Below are 20,100 nucleotides of genomic sequence, written 5' to 3'. Positions count from 1 at the left end.
TGAACTATCGGCTTCGCAATTAACATGAACTAACATGTAGATGCTGTCCTAATGACCTCATAAAAGAAAAAGACGATAATGAAGAATATCTTCTCCGACTTACTCGACAATGCTATCTCTGACAGCGACTCCTTTAGCCAGATTTGGTTTGCTGGTGACACAACTCCGCCACCAGAGGCTAGCTACCAAGTTAACTTCCCCCGTCTGGAACTTGTATTCAACGGGCGCTATGAAAACCAGCTCGAAAACCACCAACAGAAACTCGACAATATTTTCCTAAAAAACGGCGACGCTTTATTCATTCCAGCCAATGCATGGAACAAACCCAGCTGGAGTCATGAGTGTTCAGTACTTAGCTTATTGTTTGGTAAAAGTCAGCTTGGCTTAAGTCTGGTCAGCAAACATGAGAACGAAGAAGGGTTCTACGACGTAGTGAAATATAGTGTACCGCAACGCACCGGATACGCCATCGATCATATCCTGTCTGCATTGACCACCTTGGCGCATGAAGAACAAAAACAGCCTGTTGATAAATTCTTATTGCTAGCCCTGCTTAGCTATTGCAAAGAAATGATCGAAAAACCCGCCAATGATAGTAGTAGGCGAAGCGAAGACCTGTTCAAAGGGATCTGTATCTACGTGCAGGAGAACTTCCATCGCAATATTAACCGTAATACGGTAGCAGAACGGTTTAGCATTTCTCCCAATCACTTATCACGCCTGTTCCGCCAAGAAGGCCACATGCGCTTTGCCGATTACATCTCGTGGGTTAGGCTTGAACGCGCTAAGTTTATGCTCAAGCGTTATAACTTCAGGCTTGAAGACGTTGCACAGCGCTGTGGCTACCATGACGCCAACTATTTTTGTCGAGTATTCAAGCGCAAAACAGGCAAGACACCAACGGAATACCGGAGCTATTAGAACTCTTTGCATTATTTATTGCGCGTTTTGTGCTATGTCGCCAGCCGATCCAAGCCGCGATGACTTAAAAACTCAAGAGTGATCACCATCACGCATATTCATCGTGGTTACAAATGTCTAGTAAAGGGTTGTTTTCTCTTCTACCGCATAGCAAGGCTACTTCGTATATTGGCACTATCAACAATAAATACTGCATGTAAGGAGACACCGATGAGAGTCGTCGCAATTACCGCCTGTCCAACCGGAATTGCCCATACCTATATGGCAGCAGACAAACTCACCGAAACGGCCAAGAGGCTGAGCATTAACATCAAGGTTGAAACACAAGGTGCCATGGGCATCGAGAACCGTCTGACCGAGCAAGATGTCCAGCGTGCCGATGTGGTGGTAATGGCTGCCGATATCAATATCGAACACAGCCAACGGTTCGACAACCAAAAGTGCCTCAAAGTATCAGTCCAGGATGCTATTCAGCACCCTAAACGTATTTTATCCCAATGTCAGCAGCTGTTAGCGCGTAAGTAAAAAAGGCAGTCACCATGAAAAACGAGATCCAATTCCGCTGTGTACTTCCAAACGGTATCCATGCTCGCCCAGCCAGCCACCTAGAAAAAGTATGCGGCCAATTCCAGAGCCAGATCAACCTGACCAACCTGCGTAACGGCAACACAGCAGACGCCAAAAGTGTACTGGCACTTGTCGGGACTGATACCTTAATGAACGATGACTTTATCCTATCTTTTGACGGCGAAGACAGCCAACAGGCTATCACGATACTGAGCGACTACATCAATAATGAATTTCCCCGTTGCGACGAAGCCCTAGATACTCTGGCTGACGATGAATCTGTCACCTTACCGCAGTCTTTGCTTCGTCATCGGCCAACCCTACTGCATGGTAAACGGCTAGCACCAGGAATTGGCAAAGGCCTATTAGTTGGCTATCGCGATATCGACCTCACCACTTTTATCACCGATATCCGGCATGATGAAGTCACCCGCTTTGAACAAGCTCATTTCCAAGTGCGCACATCGCTAGAACAAAAGGCGAATAGTGCTAGCGGACATGAAAAAGAGATTATCTCTGCGCATCTATCGATCATTAACGACCGCACTTTTGTCGATGGTATCAAATCTAATTTAGCGGGCAATTCAACCGCCAACGCCATCTTGGCTGTGGTAGAAAAAATCACAAAACAGCTTAACCAGTCGACAAGCGCCTACCTGCGCGAGCGTGTATTGGATATTCGTGATGTAGCGACTCAATTACTCACAGCAGCATACCCAAGTGTGAATGTTAATACTGACTTCACCCTAGCCGAGCCAAGTATCGTCATTGCTAACGATCTAACGCCAAGTCAATTTCTCGGCCTTGATAAAGATCTGCTCCAAGGCCTAGTTTTAACTCATGCCGGTAGCACCTCGCACACCGTCATTCTTGCTCGTTCGTTCAATATCCCCGCATTATCAGGTATCGAGGCCAACCAATGTACCGGTGCCATCAATAGCCTGATTTATCTTGATAGCAATCTTGGTGTTATCGCGACCCAGCCCAACGAAGGCGTTTGTCGGTATTTCAACCGCGCGATCACTCTAAGCAAGCAACTTAACGATGAACTGCACACTTTTGCCAGCCAACCGGCGCGAACAGCCGATGGCAAAATGATAGAAATTGCTGCTAATATTGCCTGCTCGTTCGAGGCGCCAGCAGCTTTTGAAAAAGGGGCTGAAGGTATCGGCTTGTTTCGTACCGAGATGCTGTTTATGGAGCGCAGCAAAGCACCGGATGAAGACGAACAATTTGGCTATTACCGTGAAGCATTAGAAGTAGCAGCCGATAAGCCGGTGATCATCAGAACCATAGACATTGGTGGTGACAAGCCGATTGATTATCTGAACCTGCCACAGGAAAACAACCCCTTCCTCGGCTACCGTGCGGTACGCATCTATCCCGAGTTTCTCGCTCTGTTCCACACTCAGCTGCGGGCAATTTTACGGGCTGCTGTGCACGGCAATGCCAAGATTATGATCCCGATGATCCAGAGTATTGAAGAGATCCGCTGGGTGAAACAACAACTCGAAATCGTGAAAGAGCAGCTGGCTCAGGAAAGTCTGGCATTTAGCGCCGAGGTTCCGCTGGGGATCATGGTTGAAATCCCGTCCGTGGCCTTTATCGTCGATCAGTTCTGCAAGGAGGTTGATTTCTTCAGTATCGGTTCTAACGACATGACCCAATACCTGCTCGCAGTAGATCGCGACAATGCTAGTGTAGCCAAGTTATACAACAGCCTCGCACCGGCATTCCTACGAATGCTAAGTCAGGTTGTTCAAACGGCCCACCAGCATGGCCGATGGGTCGGCCTATGCGGTGAACTCGGTGCCGATGCCAAAGTTCTGCCGCTGCTCATTGGTGCAGGTTTAGACGAAATTAGTATGAGTGCACCAAAAATTACCGAGACAAAAGCAACACTATGCAAACTCAACAGCGAAGATTGCAAAACACTGTTTGAGCAAGCCTGCCAATGCCCAACGATTGCCGACGTTCAGACATTACTCGAAAACGCTGCGGCCAATCAGGAAAGCAAGCCCCTGCTGGCTACTGAATGCATCATAAAGCCCGCCGATTTCGCCAATAAGGAGGAAGCCATTCAAGCTATGGTAGGCAACCTCGGTTTGGTCGGTCGAACCGATAATGCCTATGAACTAGAGGAAGATGTGTGGGCTCGCGAGGAGGTATTCTCTACCGGTCTTGGCCATGGCTTTGCCATTCCCCATACCAAGTCGGAGAACATTCGTTGTTCCAGCATCAGTATTGCCCATCTAAGCCAGCCGATTGACTGGCAGTCTGACTCAGGTGATGTCGACTTTATCATCATGCTGACCTTGAACAAGGCTCACGCCGATCAACATATGCGTATCTTCTCAACGCTTGCACGAAAGCTGATCCACCAAAGCTTCCGCGATCAGCTCAGGGCGAGTAAAGACGACACTGAAATCATTGCGATGTTGGAGAGTGAGTTAGCAATCTAACATCCTTATCCAAGATAACGCGTTTATAAAGCCGCTGCCTCGTTGGGACGGCTTTACAACAATACTGATTGCTAATACTTATAAATATGAACCAAGTCTAATACATACATATGCTTAATCCCTATAATTCAAACCTATGCTTAAAAGGATTTTGATATGTTTTTATACAAAGCAGTGGTAGGCGTCAACAAACAACTCAATAAATTAGTCACCATCCCCTTCCCTCATGTAGAAGCCGGGATAGACAGCATATCTAGAGCAGGCGAACTGATGTCATTAGTTGGGGCAAGGAAAGCCATGATTGTGACTGGCAGGAGCAGTTCAGCAGCGATGCTTCCCTCCCTGTGTGATTCGCTCAACGCGCACGAAATAGACTACGCCATTTTTAATCAAGTAATGCCCGATCCGACGATTGCTACTGTCGCAACCGGTGCCGATTTTTATAAACAATATAACTGCGATTCAATTATCGCCCTTGGCGGAGGATCACCGATCGACTGCGCCAAGGTTATCGGGGCAAAGGTCGTCAAAGACCGACCAGTGCGAACCATGGCCGGTAAGCTGAAGATCAGAAAAAAATTGCCGCCATTTCTTGCTATCCCAACTACTGCAGGTACGGGCTCTGAAGCCACGGTTGCCGCCGTTATTTCCGATCCGGCGGCAAGGCAAAAATTTGCAATCGTAGATCCCGTACTACTGCCTGATTTTGCCATCATCGACCCCAACTTAATGACAGGTCTGCCACCAGGCATGACTGCAGCCACCGGCATGGATGCGCTTACCCATGCCGTCGAAGCATTTATCGGCACATACAATACCCCGCTAAGCGACAGTTATGCCAAGCAGGCGATAGAGAAAATTTTCACCTTCTTGCCAAAGGCCTATGAAAACGGTCAAGACATTGAGGCTCGGGAACAGATGGCCATGGCATCGTATGAGGCCGGATGCGCTTTTACCCGCGCATTCGTTGGCTATGTCCATGCGATCGCCCATCAACTCGGTGGGATGTACCATATACCGCACGGACAAGCGAACGCGATACTACTACCTGAGGTGCTGCGTTTCTTGCATCCATACTGTAAGCAACGCATGAAAGAGCTTGCCACCCTTATCGGCCTCAGCAACGGAAATGAATTTATCGATGAAGTAGTTAGCCTCAATAATAAGCTAAACATGCCAGACAGCTTCCCTGAATTAAAGGCTGAAGATATTCCATTGATTGCCAAACGAGCCCTGGCTGAAGCTCATGGTACCTACCCAGTTCCTGGTTACTTGAGCCAGCGCCAGTGCGAGAGATTGCTAGAACAGTTTCTTATTGCTACTCAGAAAGAGGCTACACCGGAACCTGTCACGCCGAAATGTGTGGAAAGCTAATCCAGTGCTCGTTTTAGTCCTGATACATAATCAGAAGACTGAGATATCGTATTGTGACCGGCACCGGTAACAACAATCACCTCCACCAGCTGATCGGTAAACTGAGCGATTAGCTGGTCGGTTCTAGCTCGCGGGATCACACGATCCTTTTCAGCAATAAATATATAGGTTTGGGCCGTGATATCTTTCACCCGCTCTGATGAACGGAACTTGTCTTTTATTAACAAGGAGACCGGAAACATCCAGTAAATATCCTTTGCCACATTTTCTATGCTATCGAATGGTGTTACCAAGATCAGCTTGTCCACTTGCCGGTTAGCCGCTACATAAGTGGCGATACCAGAGCCGAGGCTTCTTCCCATCAACGATACTGAATCATGCTGGTCTTTTATCATCGTATAGATTTGAACTGCATCGCTATATAAAACCTGCTCGGCAGGCGTACCTGCGTTATTACCATAGCCACGATAAGGGATGAGATAAACAGTGTATCGAGAGAGCACAGCCTCGAACAAAGGAATATTAGCTTCAACACTTTCGGCATTGCCGCCGTAATAGATGAGTGCTTTGGGTTGCCCCTTATTTAGCATCCAGCCATTTAATCTCATGTCATCAACAACAAAACTGATATTCATCTCGCCGTATACGTCACTAGCAGACTGGGGAAAGTACAAGAATTTTCGTTGCAGGGAGCAAAAAGTAAGAGAAAAAAGTGCATAGAGCACCACGACGGTTATCAGTATACTTTTCATTCCCGCCACCTGCCTCGCCGGATCCTATACCAATAATAGACGAGCATATAGATACCAATATTGATCGCTACCGCCACAATACCCAGTACAACCTGAACATCGATACGTAACCCTATCGGGTAGATAACTGGGATGAGATAGTATTCGACAAAGCCCCCCGAATAACCCTCGCCACCCGCCGCTTGCCTCAATTGATTTTCCAATGGCGTCAGCGGACAGATCCATCCCTTGAAGCTGATCACTGCAACCCATATTGCGGAAGGCACATGAATAAATACCAAGAAACCTCGCCATAGAACCAGCAAGCCACCGAGGACAGCAAAGATAATAAAAATGAGATGAAATATAACGACTAGATCAGCCAGTATCCGATAAACCATAAGCAATTAACCTCTTTCCTTTGGTCAAACATAGCCCATTAAAGGAATAGCTGTTATTCACACACAGGTTAAGTTTTGAAAGTTATACCGACCCGAAACACATGGCTCCACGGGCGTTATCAACAGAAGTTGGGGATAATTTTTCAAACCTGATAAAGGCAATGATGAAAGAATAAAGAGACATATCAATAAAAAGGGGAAGGAAAAACTGTTTTTTCGTCGAGCCGATGAAAACCTTGATCATAAATACCCTACTTCAATACTGGGCATCTACTGAATCAAGTTTTCACTGACTTAACGTCTTACCATCATCTGGAAACAGCCAGAGATGATAGAGTGGTAAAAATGTACAAATTTTGTGCTATAAAGCTTGTGCTATTAATCTACTGCTATTAATTATTACAGCGGAACTACTGCTGTAACGTACGGTTAGCACTAACAACAAACTGGCTGCGATCGTAGTTAAGCTGAGTTGAGAATAGCGACATAAAGTTACGTAATTTTTTCATTTTAAGCTCCAAGATCTATCTGTAAATATATTTAATCCTGCCTAGGGGTCTTACTCGACACTCCAAGCATGTAACTCAATTCCGTAATTAAATTACACAATCACTATATACGAGCTTGAAAGTGTGATCAAGATCTATTTGTTTGATTTTTTGAACATCCCAGGATGTCAAATCCCTGCTTGCTCACTGTAGGTGAAAAACGACTACATTTTATACCGGCATCACAATCTGTAGCCCTACATCATTTACTTGTAATTTGTACTAAGATCAAAAACTTGCCTTTAATTCCCTCGCAGAATGTTTGCTTTGTCATGTATTTTCCATAGCTATATATAAAAGAAAAAAACAATCATTTATAAAGCGCGTTAATAATAAAAAACGAAGGTATAGAACATGACATGCTTTAAATTAAAACACGGCCTCACCCTATCCATCACTCTACTGCTATCGCTTAATATTCATGACACCTATGCATCACAAAACGGAACTATGATGCAGTACTTCCATTGGTACAACAATAATGACGGTACTTTGTGGGACGAGGTCAAAAACAATGCCCCCGCACTCGCTGATAATGGTGTTACCTCACTTTGGCTTCCCCCGGCATACAAGGGCGCAGGCGGTAGTGCCGACGTAGGCTATGGGGTTTACGATATGTATGATCTTGGAGAGTTTGACCAGAAAAAAACAGTCCGAACCAAGTACGGAACCAAAGCACAATACCTTGCTGCAATTAACGAAGCTCACAACAACAATATCCAAATATATGGTGATGTTGTATTTAATCACCGTGGCGGGGCTGACAAAAAAGTTTGGGTCGACACCGTCAAGGTCGACTGGAATGACAGAAACAGAGAGTTAGGCGATAAATGGATCGAGGCCTGGGTAGATTTTACCTTCCCGGGAAGAAACGACAAATACTCCAGCTTCCATTGGACGTGGTATCACTTTGACGGCGTTGACTGGGATGATGCCGGTAAAGAAAAAGCCATTTTCAAATTTAAGGGCGACGGCAAGGCATGGGATTGGGACGTCAGCTCCGAAAAAGGTAATTATGACTACCTGATGTATGCCGATTTAGACATGGACCATCCAGAAGTTAAGCAGGAACTAAAAGACTGGGGAGAATGGTACCTCAATACAACCGGTGTCGACGGCTTTAGGCTAGATGCCGTTAAGCATATTAAATATCAGTATCTACAGGAATGGATCCAACATCTCAGAGGAAAAACGGGTAAAGAGTTGTTCACCGTAGGTGAATACTGGAACTATGATGTCAACAATCTACACAACTTCATCACCAAGACCCAGGGAACGATATCGCTGTTTGATGCACCGTTACACATGAACTTTTATCAGGCATCACGCGCCGGTGGTAACTATGATATGAGACGTCTGATGGATGGCACCCTGATGAAAGACAACCCAGTCAAGGCTGTCACGATTGTAGAAAACCATGATACCCAACCCCTACAAGCACTTGAGTCAACGGTTGACTGGTGGTTCAAACCATTGGCCTACGCCTTCATCCTGCTAAGAGAGGAAGGCTACCCGAATGTATTCTATGCCGATTACTACGGTGCACAATACACCGATAAGGGACACGATATTAATATGGTCCCGGTACGACACTTAAAGGAACTCATCACAGCCAGAAAAAATTATGCGTATGGCAAACAAAACAGCTATATGGACGATCCGAACATCATCGGCTGGACCCGTGAAGGTGATGCCGAACATCCTAAATCGATGGCTGTTATCATGACGGATGCAACAGGTGGCGGCAAATGGATGTACGCTGGTAAACCGAGCACCGAGTTCAAAGATCACCTATCCAACAGAACGGAAAGTGTCTGGACCAACAGCGATGGCTGGGCGTATTTCCCGGTCAACGGCGGTTCCGTATCTGTATGGATAAGCCAATAATAAGCGGTTGAAATTAAGTAATAAAAAAGCCAGTCAATGTGACTGGCTTTGAATAATGCTTACCGATCAATTATATGCTCGGGCAAACCGTCCCGTTGAGGTCGCTGTATAGCTTCCGGCATAGTTGGGAATAAACATTGATTCCCCTTTCTCGATTGTCAATGTCTCACCATTAGAGTGAATAACAGTTACTGGCTCATCAATCGCCAACAAAATTTCAGCACTGGACATCGTCAAGACTATTTCCTGCTGGCTATGATAAACACTGAATTTAAAATCAGGTACCGGAATTGGGTAATGCAAGCCGCCTTCCGATTGCTCCGGTGCGAGTAACAAGGTATCTGCTGGCATAGGAACGAAACGCGTACTTGTTACCAGTTCGCTGATGTCCATATGTTTTGGTGTCAGCCCAGCGCGCAGTACATTGTCAGAATTCGCCATTATCTCAAGGCCAGTGCCCTTGATATAAGCATGCGGAGTACAGGCATCCAAGAACATTGCCTCACCCGGCTGTAGTATTAGCACATTTAGCATCAGCGGCGAGAACAGGCCGATATCACCCGGGTACTGCTCGGCAAGCTCCAAAATCAAGGCAAACAATGCATCGTCTTTATGCTGCTCGGCATAAGTCAATAACCCGCTAACGGCTGTTTCTTTCGTTTCTCCCCGGAGCGAGAGCATCGCTTCAAAAAACTGACGCAAACCACCTTCATTTTGATTTTCTTCAAGCGCAACCACTAATGCCTGCAAATCAGCAATTTCCAGACAGCGGAAGAGGGTCACGATTTGGGCTATTTCGCGAAAACCATTCATGGCCTGGTAAGGGGTTAGTGCATAGACAAGCTCTGGCTTGTGGTTAGGATCTTTGTAGTTACGGTGACCGGCACTATGAGGGATGCCTGCGTCTTGCTCTTTGGCAAAACCCACTTCGGCCTGTGACTTGCTCGGATGCACCTGAATCGATAATGCCTTGTCAGCTGCCAATACCTTAAACAGGTAAGGAAGCTCACCAAACTGCTGTTCAGTATCCGCGCCGATAATGGCTGCTTTATCTGTATCGATGAACTCTGCAAGGCGGGTAGCCTTTCCGGCAACATCAATCTTCGAACAACCGTTAGGATGGACACCCATCCAGATTTCTGCCTGTGGTTTACCTTCTGGGTTGGCGATGCCAAACAGAGATTCAATCGATGTCGTACTGCCCCATGCATAATCTTGAATAACATTATGCATGCGGAAGAAACAAGGAGAAGTGGAAACGGTCATTGTTTTACCTTTCGTTTAAATACTGATTTCATCAATACAAATTACTCATGGAATCAGTATCGTTAGCTAGCTTGCAATGCTCTAAAGCAACGCAGAATTTTAGCAGAATCTGACAATTTTGAAATGGCATTTGTATGTCAAATAGTTAACTCTATTGCTAAAGAAAAAGCCCCCTCCTTTACTCTCTAATGAGAAGAAAGAAGGGAGCATGCATGCCAGCGTGGGGGTTAAGTACAAACTACTCAGGGTGCTGGCATGCCCTATTACACGTTTCTATGTTTGCTTATTCTATCAGGGATTATGCTAAGGCAGCCTGTGCTTTTGCCTGACGCATTTTCTTCAGAGAAATAGCAACCAGTGCCGTTACCACCGAACCTGCAATCATACATACGATAGCCATTAGTGGTTTGTTCATCGCACCCAGTAACGCTACCACCGGACCACCGTGTGCCACGCTGTTGGTAATACCAAAGGAGAATGCCATCACAGCAGCAACCATCGAGCCAAGTACGTTGGCAGGGATCACTGACATCGGATCTTGTGCGGCGAACGGAATCGCACCTTCAGAGATACCCACCAGCCCCATTGCACTTGCGGCTTTACCCGCTTCAAGTTCGGACTCTTCAAACAAATTAAGCTTGCGGCCAATAATAGTTGCCAAGCCCATGCCTAATGGTGCAACCGGAATGGCACACGCCATAGCGCCCATAAACTGTGTCTGCCCACTGGCTATCATGCCGACTGAGAACAGGAAGGCAACCTTGTTAAATGGACCGCCCATATCAAAGCCTGCCATACCTCCCAGTACGATACCCAGCAGAACCACGTTACCTGTGCTCATGCTGGTTAGCATTGCATTCAGGCCATCCATCAGGCTCGCAATTGGCGCGCCGATAACAAAGATAAACAGGCTGGAGATAAACAAACTACCCGCAATCGGTGCAATCATGATTGGCACCAAAGGCTGGATAAACTTGTGATAGTCAATGCTCACCAACCATTTAACGAAGTAGCCGACTAAAAGACCGGCAACAATTGCACCGATAAATCCGGTACCCGCCTCAGCGCCATAGAATGAGCCGTTATTAGCGATCCAGCCACCAATCAGACCCGGAGCCAATGCAGGACGATCAGCAATCGCGTAGGCAATATAGCCTGCAAGGATCGGGATCATCAGAGTAAAGGCAACGACACCGACATCGAGCACTTTCTGCCACATGCTACCTTCAGGAATAGCCATTCCAGCCTCTGACGGCTGACCACCCAAGGCCAAGGCCAAAGCAATTAACAGACCACCGGTTACCACGAACGGGATCATATGTGATACGCCATTCATCAGGTAACGGTACAAATCCGATCGTGCCTGAGAAACTTTGCTCTCGGTTTGCACAGGGGCATCATCACCTGAACTTTGATAAGGTGCAGCCTGTAGTGCTTGATTAATAAGCCCCTTGCCATCTTTGATCGGTGCTTTCACACCCGTTTTAACCAATTTTTTACCTGCGAATCGAGTCATATCCACTTGTTTATCACAACTAACAATAATGGCTTCTGCACGTTCGATTTCTTCGGCTGTCGGGGTGTTCTTCACCCCGATAGAACCGTTGGTTTCTACTTTCATTTCGTAACCAAGCTCGGCAGCCGCTTTTTCCAGCGCCTCGGCAGCAAGGTAGGTATGAGCAACACCCGCAGGACAACCAGTAACGCCAATCAGCAATCCTTTGTCAGCCGCCGGCATTGCTTCATTCGACTCGTTTTTTTCCAACAACAGGCTGAGAGCCTCTTGCTCGCTCTTGGCCGACATAAAGGCATCAATAAAGCCGTCTTCAATCAGCTTGGATGACAGCTCGGCCAACACTTCAATATGGTGGTTTGCGCCGCCGTCAGGTGAGGCAATCATGAAAAAAAGTTTGGATGGCAGGCCGTCATCAGCGCCGTATTCAATACCGCTGCGACTTATACCAATAGCCACTGCGGGTTCAACAACTGCACCACTTTTCGCATGTGGCAGTGCAACACCCTCTTCAAAACCGGTATTACCCAGTTCCTCACGCGCATGGATGTCAGCTAAAAACTGTGCTTTGTCGTGAACTCGACCTTGCCTGTGCAGCAAGTCGATCATTTCGACAAAAACCTCTTCTTTGCTTGTCGCCTGAAGGTTCAGGCAAATCAACTGCTCATTAATCAAATTGGTGATCATGAGTGTTCCCCCTGTATTTATACTTTTAAGTTCAGCATTAGTGTTGCCGTTGGGGATATTTTCAGCGATCCGGCCCCACTCTTATAGTGTACCAGAGAGGCATTTACTGGATATTTGTAACACACAAACCATTTTGTGATCCAAGCCTCATCAAGCCACCCATAGCTTGCAAATAACGCCAAAAACACATTAATCAATATAAATCATAGCCTTAAACTAAGAATTCATGTGTTTTTCGTTATTGGTAATCTCTATCTACTCGTATCAAAAAAACTCAAATGCTAGACAGGAGTAACTAAACACACGAGGGGAATAGGCGATTTTTCGTGACCCAGTTCACGGATAATATTCAAATCTTCTTTCTCGGTAGTAACTCGGCCCGGGGCAATGAATAATGATGGCGCTATTTACTGAACCAATAACTAGGTCAATAACTAAGCCGAAATAACTTGGCTGATATAAAAAGAGGTGTTAACACCATGGGCAAGGTTTTCCATGATCTTATCGATACCCTGCTTTCAGAGCGAGAGCACTTCAACCGTATTTGGTTCGCCGGTGATCAGGTAACGCCGCCCCCGTTTAGCTATCAGGTTAACTTTCCCCGTCTGGAGCTGGTGATCAGCGGAGAGTACATTAACGAGCTCGAAGATCCGGAACTTGGGATCACCGAAGTAAAAATCATGGCAGGAGACGCAATATATATTCCGCCTAACAGCTGGAACAAACCCAACTGGGATACAGATTGTTCAGTACTAAGCCTGCTGTTTGGCCGTCGCCAACTTGGCTTTAGTCTCGTCAGCAAAACAAAAGATCAGACTAATTTTCACGATATACAAAAACACAGTATCCAGACACGTACAGGGCACGCCATCGACCATATACTGTCAGCACTCAATGCTCTGTCCAAAGAGCCGCTTCAGCAACCGATGGACGAACACCTGCTACTGGCTCTGATGAGCTATTGCCAGAGCATGCTATCTGTACCTGCAAGTTCTGCCAAAAAACGCAGCGAAGATCTCTATCAGGGGATCTGTATTTACATCCAGGAAAACTTTCACCGGGCAATCAGTCGAGATAGTATTGCCACGCGCTTCAATATCAGCCCCAATCACCTCTCGCGCCTGTTTCGCCAACAGGGCCATATGCGGTTAGCCGATTACATCACCTGGGTCAGGATAGAGCGTGCCAAGTTCATGCTCAAAAAGTACACCTTCCGATTGCACGAGGTAGCCACCCGATGTGGCTTTCAGGATGTGAATTATTTTTTCCGGGTATTCAAGAACAAAACAGGACTTACTCCTTCGGAGTATCGCAGCTCACTGTAAACGGACGAGATAATGTATGAAGAATTACCGCTTTGATCGCTTCCGGCTCAGTATTTTCTGTCAGTAAACGGCAATAATCAGGCTCTAGCAGTGCTTGTGAAAAATGAGCAAAAGCTTCGATATGGGGCCGCCGGGCTGGCGCGGGTAATACCATCGCAATCAATCGAGTCACAGGACCTCGATTTGATCCCCACTCAACCGGTTGCGATAGCTGAATCACTGCCATTGCAGGCTGCTTGATCTCTACTGACATAATATGAGGCAGCGCAATTTCATTTCCCATACATGTCGACGAAATTTGCTCGCGCTCTTGCATCATTTCGAGTAACAGCGCTGGATTGTCAGGATTGAGCATCTCACATAGTCGGGGCAACAACATTTCCTTTACATCACTTGCCTGAATTAGGTTTATCTGCTCTGCTGACACAGCCTGAGTTAAAATAACCATTTCAAAAGGCAGATAAAAGGCGCTATTTGCCTTATCACTACGTACAACACTGCATGCATTACGGTTCTTTTTCTTGCCGCTAGTTTTCACCAACAAGAATTGCTCAGCGACAAAGTCGGTCAGCACCATACAGGCCAACTCAGCATCGGAACCTTCGATAAGCAACTGACACAAATCACCCGGCATACAGCCTAGGCTCATGATACGAACCGGCTGTTCGGCATTCGCCTGGCACAAACGAGTGACATTTTGCATCACCACTACGGCACGAAAATACCCTGCCAGGATTTTCAGCTGATTGAGTTTCCAGGAAGGAATACCTTCATCACCAATAATGAAGGTAATACGGCGTTCGATCATAGTTCTTGAATCATCAGCCTCGAATCAAAGCTCTTGGCAACGGCGCAAAACACTAGCAGGATCGGTCAGCACTTCTTCAATGGTGACGCAGTGGATCTTGCTACCGGAAAAACGAGCACGGTGCTCTATTTCAATATCCGAGGCAATCAATACAACATCCGCCCGGCCAATATCCTGAAAGCTTAGCTGGTTTTCTATCCCCATCGCACCTTGGGTTTCAACCATGATCTGAATTCCCAACGGCTGCGCCGCTTTTTTTAGCTCTGCCGCCGCCATATAAGTATGGGCAATTCCAGTCGGACAGGCAGTAACCGCAACAATTCTCATACATTCTCTATTAATAACTATTGTTTAGGTGATTGTCTCGATCCGGTGCGGATAGTCAAGACATCCGGAGAGTTAAACTTGTCTTGTTTATATATAAAAAGGTTATCAATCCTTTATTTCGGTTCAACCACGCTACCTAACGGAAGCACCCTGGCTCGCTCAATTGCTGCAATCAGAGTGTCAGGAGAAAGCAGCGCCTTCTGAATGTTCATTTTCACTTGTCGACAGCGGCTGAATCGCTCCATACCTTCAATGCTGATGTCACAGATGATAATAGCCAGATCTGCCGATGCTATATCCTCCTCAGACAGAACATTTTCCATGCCTAACGCCCCCTGGGTCTCGATCTTGATTCGAAAACCATGCTTTTGTGCTAGCTTTTCCAGTTGTTCCGCTGCCATATAAGTGTGGGCGACGCCACTGACGCAGGCTGTAACAGCAACAAGGCTAAGCTTCGACATAACAATCCTTATTAAATAGGGTATAACGACGTCATTATACCCTATTGGTTTAGCAGCCTAATAATACAAACTGCCTATTAAATCACATCCAATACAGTTTTATTATGACCGTAAACCTCATCCCAATCACTTACAAAGCCAGCAACGCCCGAATCGGTCAAGGGATGCACCAACAGCTGGTCAAAGACATCAGGTGCAATCGTCACCGAATGAGCTCCTGCCATAGCAACCTCATGAACTTGCTGAACATTCTTAAATGATGCCGCCAGCACTTTGGCATCAAGCTGATACGTATTGATCAGGTGAACCATTTCACTGGCAACCTGCGCACCGTTCGAACAAATATTATCAAGGCGGTTGACATAAGGAGCTAGGAACTCGGCACCAGCTACAGCCGCCATCAATGCCTGCTGAGGTGTCAAAATAGCCGTTGCCGTAATCCGAATCCCCTCGATGGCAATCAGTTTCATCGCTTTCAATCCCTGCGGGGTCACCGGTACCTTGACGATAATATCGTGGTCAATTTCACGTAAAGCCTTGGCTTCTTCCAGCATAACTTCGGCGTTCTTGCCCATGACCTGGGCGTGTAGCATCCGTTCACTACCAATCACTTCGCGGATATCCAGCAGTATCTCCCGCAGTGGTCTATTTTCCTTGGCAACGATCGATGGGTTGGTCGTCACACCGGCAAGGGGATACAAATCAACCGCCTTTGCGATAGCCTCGATATTGGCCGTATCTAACATATAAATCATCAGTAAACTCCACTACTTACTATTAAATCTTAAATCCAAACTCACTCAGACAGTGACTAATGGCTTCTGGGCTGTCGGTAAAGGTGATCCCTTGCATGGCAAGCTTTGAGGTATCAAGGCGAACATCCCGCGTTGCCGGTGCCGCAACTCCTTCAAGTAACTGCTCGATACGCGCTTCCTGCCCCAGCTCAACCAGAATATGGCGGGTAATGTCATATCGACTCAGGTCGTTTTTGGCACCTACATGATAGGTGTCATAGGGGATATCGAAAATTCTGTCGAATTGGTCAATCAGCTCATGCACATAAGTTAACCCGCGAAACTCGTTCGTCCGCTCCACCAGCGCCGTTCCGGAAACCAGGTTCTGCAGCGTATTCCAGACCACATTCGGATTAATCGAGGTCTGGCGCTCCGGCAGGCCAAACAACCAGGTAAATCGAATGATCCAAAGCTCGTCCAGTATCGTCCTCAATTTGCCTTCAGCCTCCAGCTTGTTTTGTCCGTAGACAGTATCCGGCACCGGGATATCAGTCTCGCTATAGGGACCCGGCTCTTTATTGCCATTGAAGACCTGTTCGGTACTAATGAAAACAAGTTTGCTTCCGTATTGGCGGCATGCCTCGGCAACATTTACAGCTCCGTCAATGTTAACCTTGCGAGCGATATCCGGATGCTTGTTACAAAAGTCCGTTACCGCAATTGCGGCGGCATGAATGACGTAATCCGGCTGTACTTCCGCAAAGGTCGCCATAACTTGCTCTTTATCCGTAATGTCGAGCTGCTCAACATCCGTGGCATAAATATCAAACTGATGCTGGTATGCCTTAATAAAACGAGTACCAAAAAAGCCATTGGCCCCGGTTAATAGAACTTTCTTTTTCATTAGATTCATCCTCCAATAATGACTCGATAACCTGCGGCTTCAACATGGCGGCGAATCGCACCAATATCACTCGATGTCGGCACCTGCACATCTTTCAATAAGTAATTCATTTTTAGACTTGTATATTTATTTGCCCCGTACTGATGAAAAGGCAGCAGATGGATCTCCTCGATATCAAACGGCCGCAAAAAGCGCAGCACTTTATCGACATTGATCAGATCCAGGGTATACCCCGGGATCAGAGGAAGGCGAGGGATCACCGAGATCCCGGCTTCAACCAGCAATGTGAAATTTTCAAGCACCGCGGGCAGATCCATCCCGGTTACAGACATCGCGCGCTCAGGATCCATGATCTTGAAGTCAAACAACACTTCATCACACAGCCTGCCGAGCGCCAGCAACTGCCTGGCATTACCCTGCCCGGTTGTTTCAACCGCTACCGGATAGTTCAGCCCCTTAAGCCGCTTTGCCAGTTCAATGGCAAACGGGGCCTGGGCCATCACTTCGCCACCGGATAGCGTCACCCCACCACCCGAAGTACGGTAGAACACACTATCTTTCTCGATTTCGGCAACGATTTCGTCATACGACATATTTTTGCCGACCTGCTCAAGCGCACCGCTGGGGCATTCATCAATGCTCTCCCCCGTATCAAGCACGCACTCTTCGCATTGAATGCATTTCGCCTCTCGCTTTATCACTTGTTGCTTCGGCGAACGTGATTCAGGGTTGGCACACCACGGACAGGTCAGCGGACACCCTTTGAAAAACACAACCGTCCGGATCCCCAAACCATCATTGAGCGAATAGCGTTGAATATTGAACACCCTACCCGTTCGCTCACTGGCCTGATCAGGCAAAATAACCTGCGTACTACAATTCATGGGCAGTACGGCGGATAATGTCATCCTGTATTTCCCGGGACAACTCAACAAAGAAAGCACTGTAGCCAGCGACCCTCACGACCAAGCCGGCAAAGTCTTCAGGCTTTTCCTGGGCTTTTTTGAGCGTCTCGGCATTAAGCACGTTAAACTGGATATGCTGCAGCTTCAGCTTCATAAACGCATGCAAGAAATCACACAGCTTGCTGATCCCCTGTTCGCCTTCAAGCGTGCTCGGTGTAAACTTGGCATTAAGCAAACTACCGTTGGAAAGTAAGTAGTTATCCAACTTGCTAACCGTTTTCAGCACTGCCGTCGGGCCAACCTGATCCTGCCCCAGCATCGGTGACAATCCACCATCGGCCAGCTGCTCTTTGGCCAGACGTCCATCCGGCGTCGCGCCTACTACCTCTCCTAATGGAACATGAGCCGACACGGTATATGAACCCGGGGTAAACTTGCCGCCACGCGGATTGTCGTATTGTTCCACCTCTTTACAAAAAAAGCGCAACAGATCGGCACTGATCATGTCAACATCATCAATGTCGTTGCCATACTTTTCGTAGCGGTTGATCAAACGGGCGCGTACCTTACTGCCTCCTTCATTCTCGAAGTTACTGTTGAGCATCTCGATAAAATCCGCATAGCCCATACGTTGTTCTTCGAAGACGAACTTGTTCAATGCGTGAAGCGAGTCCGACAGGTTGGCAATACCAATTCCCTGCACGCCCGAGAAGTTATAACGACTGCCGCCTTCGGTAATATCTTTGCCATTATCGATACAGTCGTTGATGAACGACGATAGAAGCGGGACCGGTGCCCAGTCACGATGGCCGATATCACAGATATTCGAGCCGTCGACCATCAGTTTGACGTAATGACAAATATCTTCGCGGATCTCTGCAATCAGGCTGTCATAGCAGACATCAGTGTTATGCTGATTTCGCTTAAGAACCAGCTCCATCACTTTCAGCAAGTTGAACATGGCGATATCATGCAGACCATATGTCTTGCCCGGTATCGACAGCTCGACACATCCGACAACAGAGTAATCCCGGGCATCTTCAAGTGATACGCCACGATTAAGGAAAGCCGGAACAACCACCTCATCATTGAAGATCTGCGGGATCCCGGTACCCAATCGGATAGTCTCCGCCGTTTTTTGCAGAAACTTCCTGTCAATCAGCTCATTGATCCGCACCCCGAGGTTCGGTTGCGGCAACTGAATGCTCTGGTATGCGTCAAGACACAGAGTCGACAACTCATTGACGGCGCTGTGCCCTGTTTCATTCAGCCCTCCCAACAAAACGGTGTAGCCAGTCGGGAATCCGGCAAAAAACTTGGCACTGTTGGTCGATCGCAATAACACAATATCATTGGTCTTAACCCACAGACTCTCTAGCAATTCCTGCAACGATGCCTGTGTTTCCCCTGCCTCCAGAGATGCGTGGTAATACGGAAGCATATATTGGTCGAAGCGACCCAGCGACAGCGAACTAGCGTTGGATTCATACTGCAAAATAATGTTCATGTACCAAAACAGCTGGCACGCTTCGTAGAAATTATCCGGTGGGACTATGGCTATTTTATGCGAGATCCTGGCTATCTTGTTCAGCTCGGCAGCGCGCTGAGACTTGCCTTCGCGCGCACAGCGCTCGGCCATTTCAAGTGCCAGTTGCTCATAACGACAAATATGCCGGCTGCTGGCCTCAAGCAGTATCTGAACGGCCTTATAGAAATGGTTATCGGGATGCTTTTCTGCCAGAGAGGTCATTTCACCGGCCAGAGAGCCGAGGCCGTTTTTCAGCAAACGATCATAGTCAACAATGATATGCCCCTGACCTTTGTCAGTCTGGTTGACCGAAAAGACTTTCTGACTGGTTGCCTCCCTGATTTCATCCGGGAATTGGCTATTGATGAAATCCTTCATCGAACGCTGCGACCAGTACGGCAGCAACGTCTCACGGTAAATCTGCTTGTCGTGCTCAGAGATGACAAACTTATCCTGCGGCCGCGAATAAAAACTATCGAGCTCTTTGTCAATCCAGTACGGATCCATCTCAGGAGATACGATACCTGCACGGGGTTTGACGGTGCGGTTACCGGCAATCAGTTCATCATCCCGAATGGCAATCTCAACATTATCCATGACATAGGCCGTTGCCTTGGCACGGCGAATAATCGTGGGCTGGCCTTCTGTCTGCTGATAACTTTCAGTGTATAGCAACGCCCTTTCCAGAGATATCTCGCGTGGGGCGGCAAATAGATTGCTTTTCAGACGGTTAATACGTTCTGTCGTCATG

The 20,100-nt window shown here is 47.2% G+C and carries 17 protein-coding genes; 6 read left to right on the top strand and 11 right to left on the bottom strand.

Annotated elements, in window-relative coordinates:
- Positions 1-78 precede the first annotated feature (78 nt).
- From EDI28_RS15440 to EDI28_RS15425, 4 genes are all read left to right on the top strand, one after another.
- Positions 79-921, top strand: a complete 843-nt coding sequence (locus EDI28_RS15440; RefSeq protein WP_128784794.1) for a helix-turn-helix transcriptional regulator — start codon at positions 79-81, stop codon at positions 919-921.
- A gap of 210 nt (positions 922-1,131) precedes the next feature.
- Positions 1,132-1,446 (top strand): PTS fructose transporter subunit IIB, encoded by a 315-nt coding sequence (locus tag EDI28_RS15435; protein WP_128784793.1) that lies wholly within the window; start codon positions 1,132-1,134, stop codon positions 1,444-1,446.
- A 14-nt stretch (positions 1,447-1,460) separates the two neighbouring features.
- Positions 1,461-3,950, top strand: coding sequence for a phosphoenolpyruvate--protein phosphotransferase (gene ptsP / locus EDI28_RS15430; protein WP_128784792.1), 2,490 nt, complete (start codon positions 1,461-1,463; stop codon positions 3,948-3,950).
- Positions 3,951-4,106: 156 nt separating this feature from the next.
- Positions 4,107-5,324, top strand: coding sequence for an iron-containing alcohol dehydrogenase (locus EDI28_RS15425; protein WP_128784791.1), 1,218 nt, complete (start codon positions 4,107-4,109; stop codon positions 5,322-5,324).
- On the opposite strand, the gene EDI28_RS15420 is transcribed toward EDI28_RS15425, so the two are convergent.
- Both EDI28_RS15420 and EDI28_RS15415 read right to left on the bottom strand, forming a co-directional pair.
- On the bottom strand, positions 5,321-6,076 hold the full coding sequence (locus EDI28_RS15420) for an alpha/beta hydrolase (RefSeq protein ID WP_128784790.1): 756 nt from the start codon (positions 6,074-6,076) through the stop codon (positions 5,321-5,323). The genes EDI28_RS15425 and EDI28_RS15420 overlap by 4 nt on opposite strands.
- The gene (locus EDI28_RS15415; RefSeq protein WP_128784789.1) at positions 6,073-6,456 is read right to left on the bottom strand and encodes a DUF2784 domain-containing protein; all 384 of its coding nucleotides are present in this window, start codon (positions 6,454-6,456) and stop codon (positions 6,073-6,075) included. The genes EDI28_RS15420 and EDI28_RS15415 overlap by 4 nt, the downstream gene beginning before the upstream one ends.
- 902 nt (positions 6,457-7,358) lie before the next feature.
- On the opposite strand from EDI28_RS15415, the gene amyS reads away from it, so the two are divergent.
- Entirely contained in the window at positions 7,359-8,891 is a 1,533-nt protein-coding gene (gene amyS, locus EDI28_RS15410) for an alpha-amylase (protein WP_128784788.1), read from the top strand.
- A gap of 66 nt (positions 8,892-8,957) precedes the next feature.
- Here amyS and manA read toward each other — a convergent pair whose 3' ends face one another.
- Together manA and EDI28_RS15400 are read right to left on the bottom strand one after the other, a co-directional pair.
- Positions 8,958-10,157, bottom strand: a complete 1,200-nt coding sequence (gene manA / locus EDI28_RS15405) for a mannose-6-phosphate isomerase, class I (protein ID WP_128784787.1) — start codon at positions 10,155-10,157, stop codon at positions 8,958-8,960.
- A gap of 298 nt (positions 10,158-10,455) precedes the next feature.
- A complete protein-coding gene (locus EDI28_RS15400; RefSeq protein WP_128784786.1) occupies positions 10,456-12,357 on the bottom strand; it encodes a PTS fructose transporter subunit IIABC in 1,902 nt (633 codons plus the stop codon).
- A gap of 479 nt (positions 12,358-12,836) precedes the next feature.
- Here EDI28_RS15400 and EDI28_RS15395 point away from each other — a divergent pair, with 479 nt between their 5' ends.
- Positions 12,837-13,682 (top strand): helix-turn-helix domain-containing protein, encoded by an 846-nt coding sequence (locus EDI28_RS15395; protein ID WP_128784785.1) that lies wholly within the window; start codon positions 12,837-12,839, stop codon positions 13,680-13,682.
- On the opposite strand, the gene EDI28_RS15390 is transcribed toward EDI28_RS15395, so the two are convergent.
- The 7 genes from EDI28_RS15390 to EDI28_RS15360 form a co-directional block, all read right to left on the bottom strand.
- Complete coding sequence (locus EDI28_RS15390; protein ID WP_128784784.1) at positions 13,651-14,490, bottom strand: PTS sugar transporter subunit IIA; 840 nt, start codon at positions 14,488-14,490, stop codon at positions 13,651-13,653. The genes EDI28_RS15395 and EDI28_RS15390 overlap by 32 nt on opposite strands.
- Before the next feature lie 24 nt (positions 14,491-14,514).
- Complete coding sequence (locus EDI28_RS15385) at positions 14,515-14,817, bottom strand: PTS fructose transporter subunit IIB (RefSeq protein WP_128784783.1); 303 nt, start codon at positions 14,815-14,817, stop codon at positions 14,515-14,517.
- A gap of 113 nt (positions 14,818-14,930) precedes the next feature.
- Complete coding sequence (locus tag EDI28_RS15380) at positions 14,931-15,278, bottom strand: PTS fructose transporter subunit IIB (protein ID WP_128784782.1); 348 nt, start codon at positions 15,276-15,278, stop codon at positions 14,931-14,933.
- A 77-nt stretch (positions 15,279-15,355) separates the two neighbouring features.
- Positions 15,356-16,033 (bottom strand): fructose-6-phosphate aldolase, encoded by a 678-nt coding sequence (locus EDI28_RS15375; protein WP_128784781.1) that lies wholly within the window; start codon positions 16,031-16,033, stop codon positions 15,356-15,358.
- Between the two features lie 22 nt (positions 16,034-16,055).
- Positions 16,056-16,916 carry an SDR family oxidoreductase gene (locus EDI28_RS15370; RefSeq protein WP_128784780.1) on the bottom strand — a complete coding sequence of 287 codons (861 nt, stop codon included), beginning with the start codon at positions 16,914-16,916 and terminating at the stop codon, positions 16,056-16,058.
- Between the two features lie 5 nt (positions 16,917-16,921).
- Entirely contained in the window at positions 16,922-17,824 is a 903-nt protein-coding gene (locus EDI28_RS15365) for a [formate-C-acetyltransferase]-activating enzyme (protein ID WP_128784779.1), read from the bottom strand.
- A complete protein-coding gene (locus EDI28_RS15360; protein ID WP_128784778.1) occupies positions 17,790-20,099 on the bottom strand; it encodes a formate C-acetyltransferase in 2,310 nt (769 codons plus the stop codon). Before EDI28_RS15360 ends, EDI28_RS15365 begins: the two co-directional genes overlap by 35 nt.
- Position 20,100: the final 1 nt, after the last annotated feature.

Source organism: Photobacterium chitinilyticum (assembly GCF_004104355.1).
Classification (GTDB): domain Bacteria; phylum Pseudomonadota; class Gammaproteobacteria; order Enterobacterales; family Vibrionaceae; genus Photobacterium; species Photobacterium chitinilyticum.
Note: the sequence above shows the minus strand (reverse complement) of the source record. Positions and strands in the feature narration are given on the sequence as shown.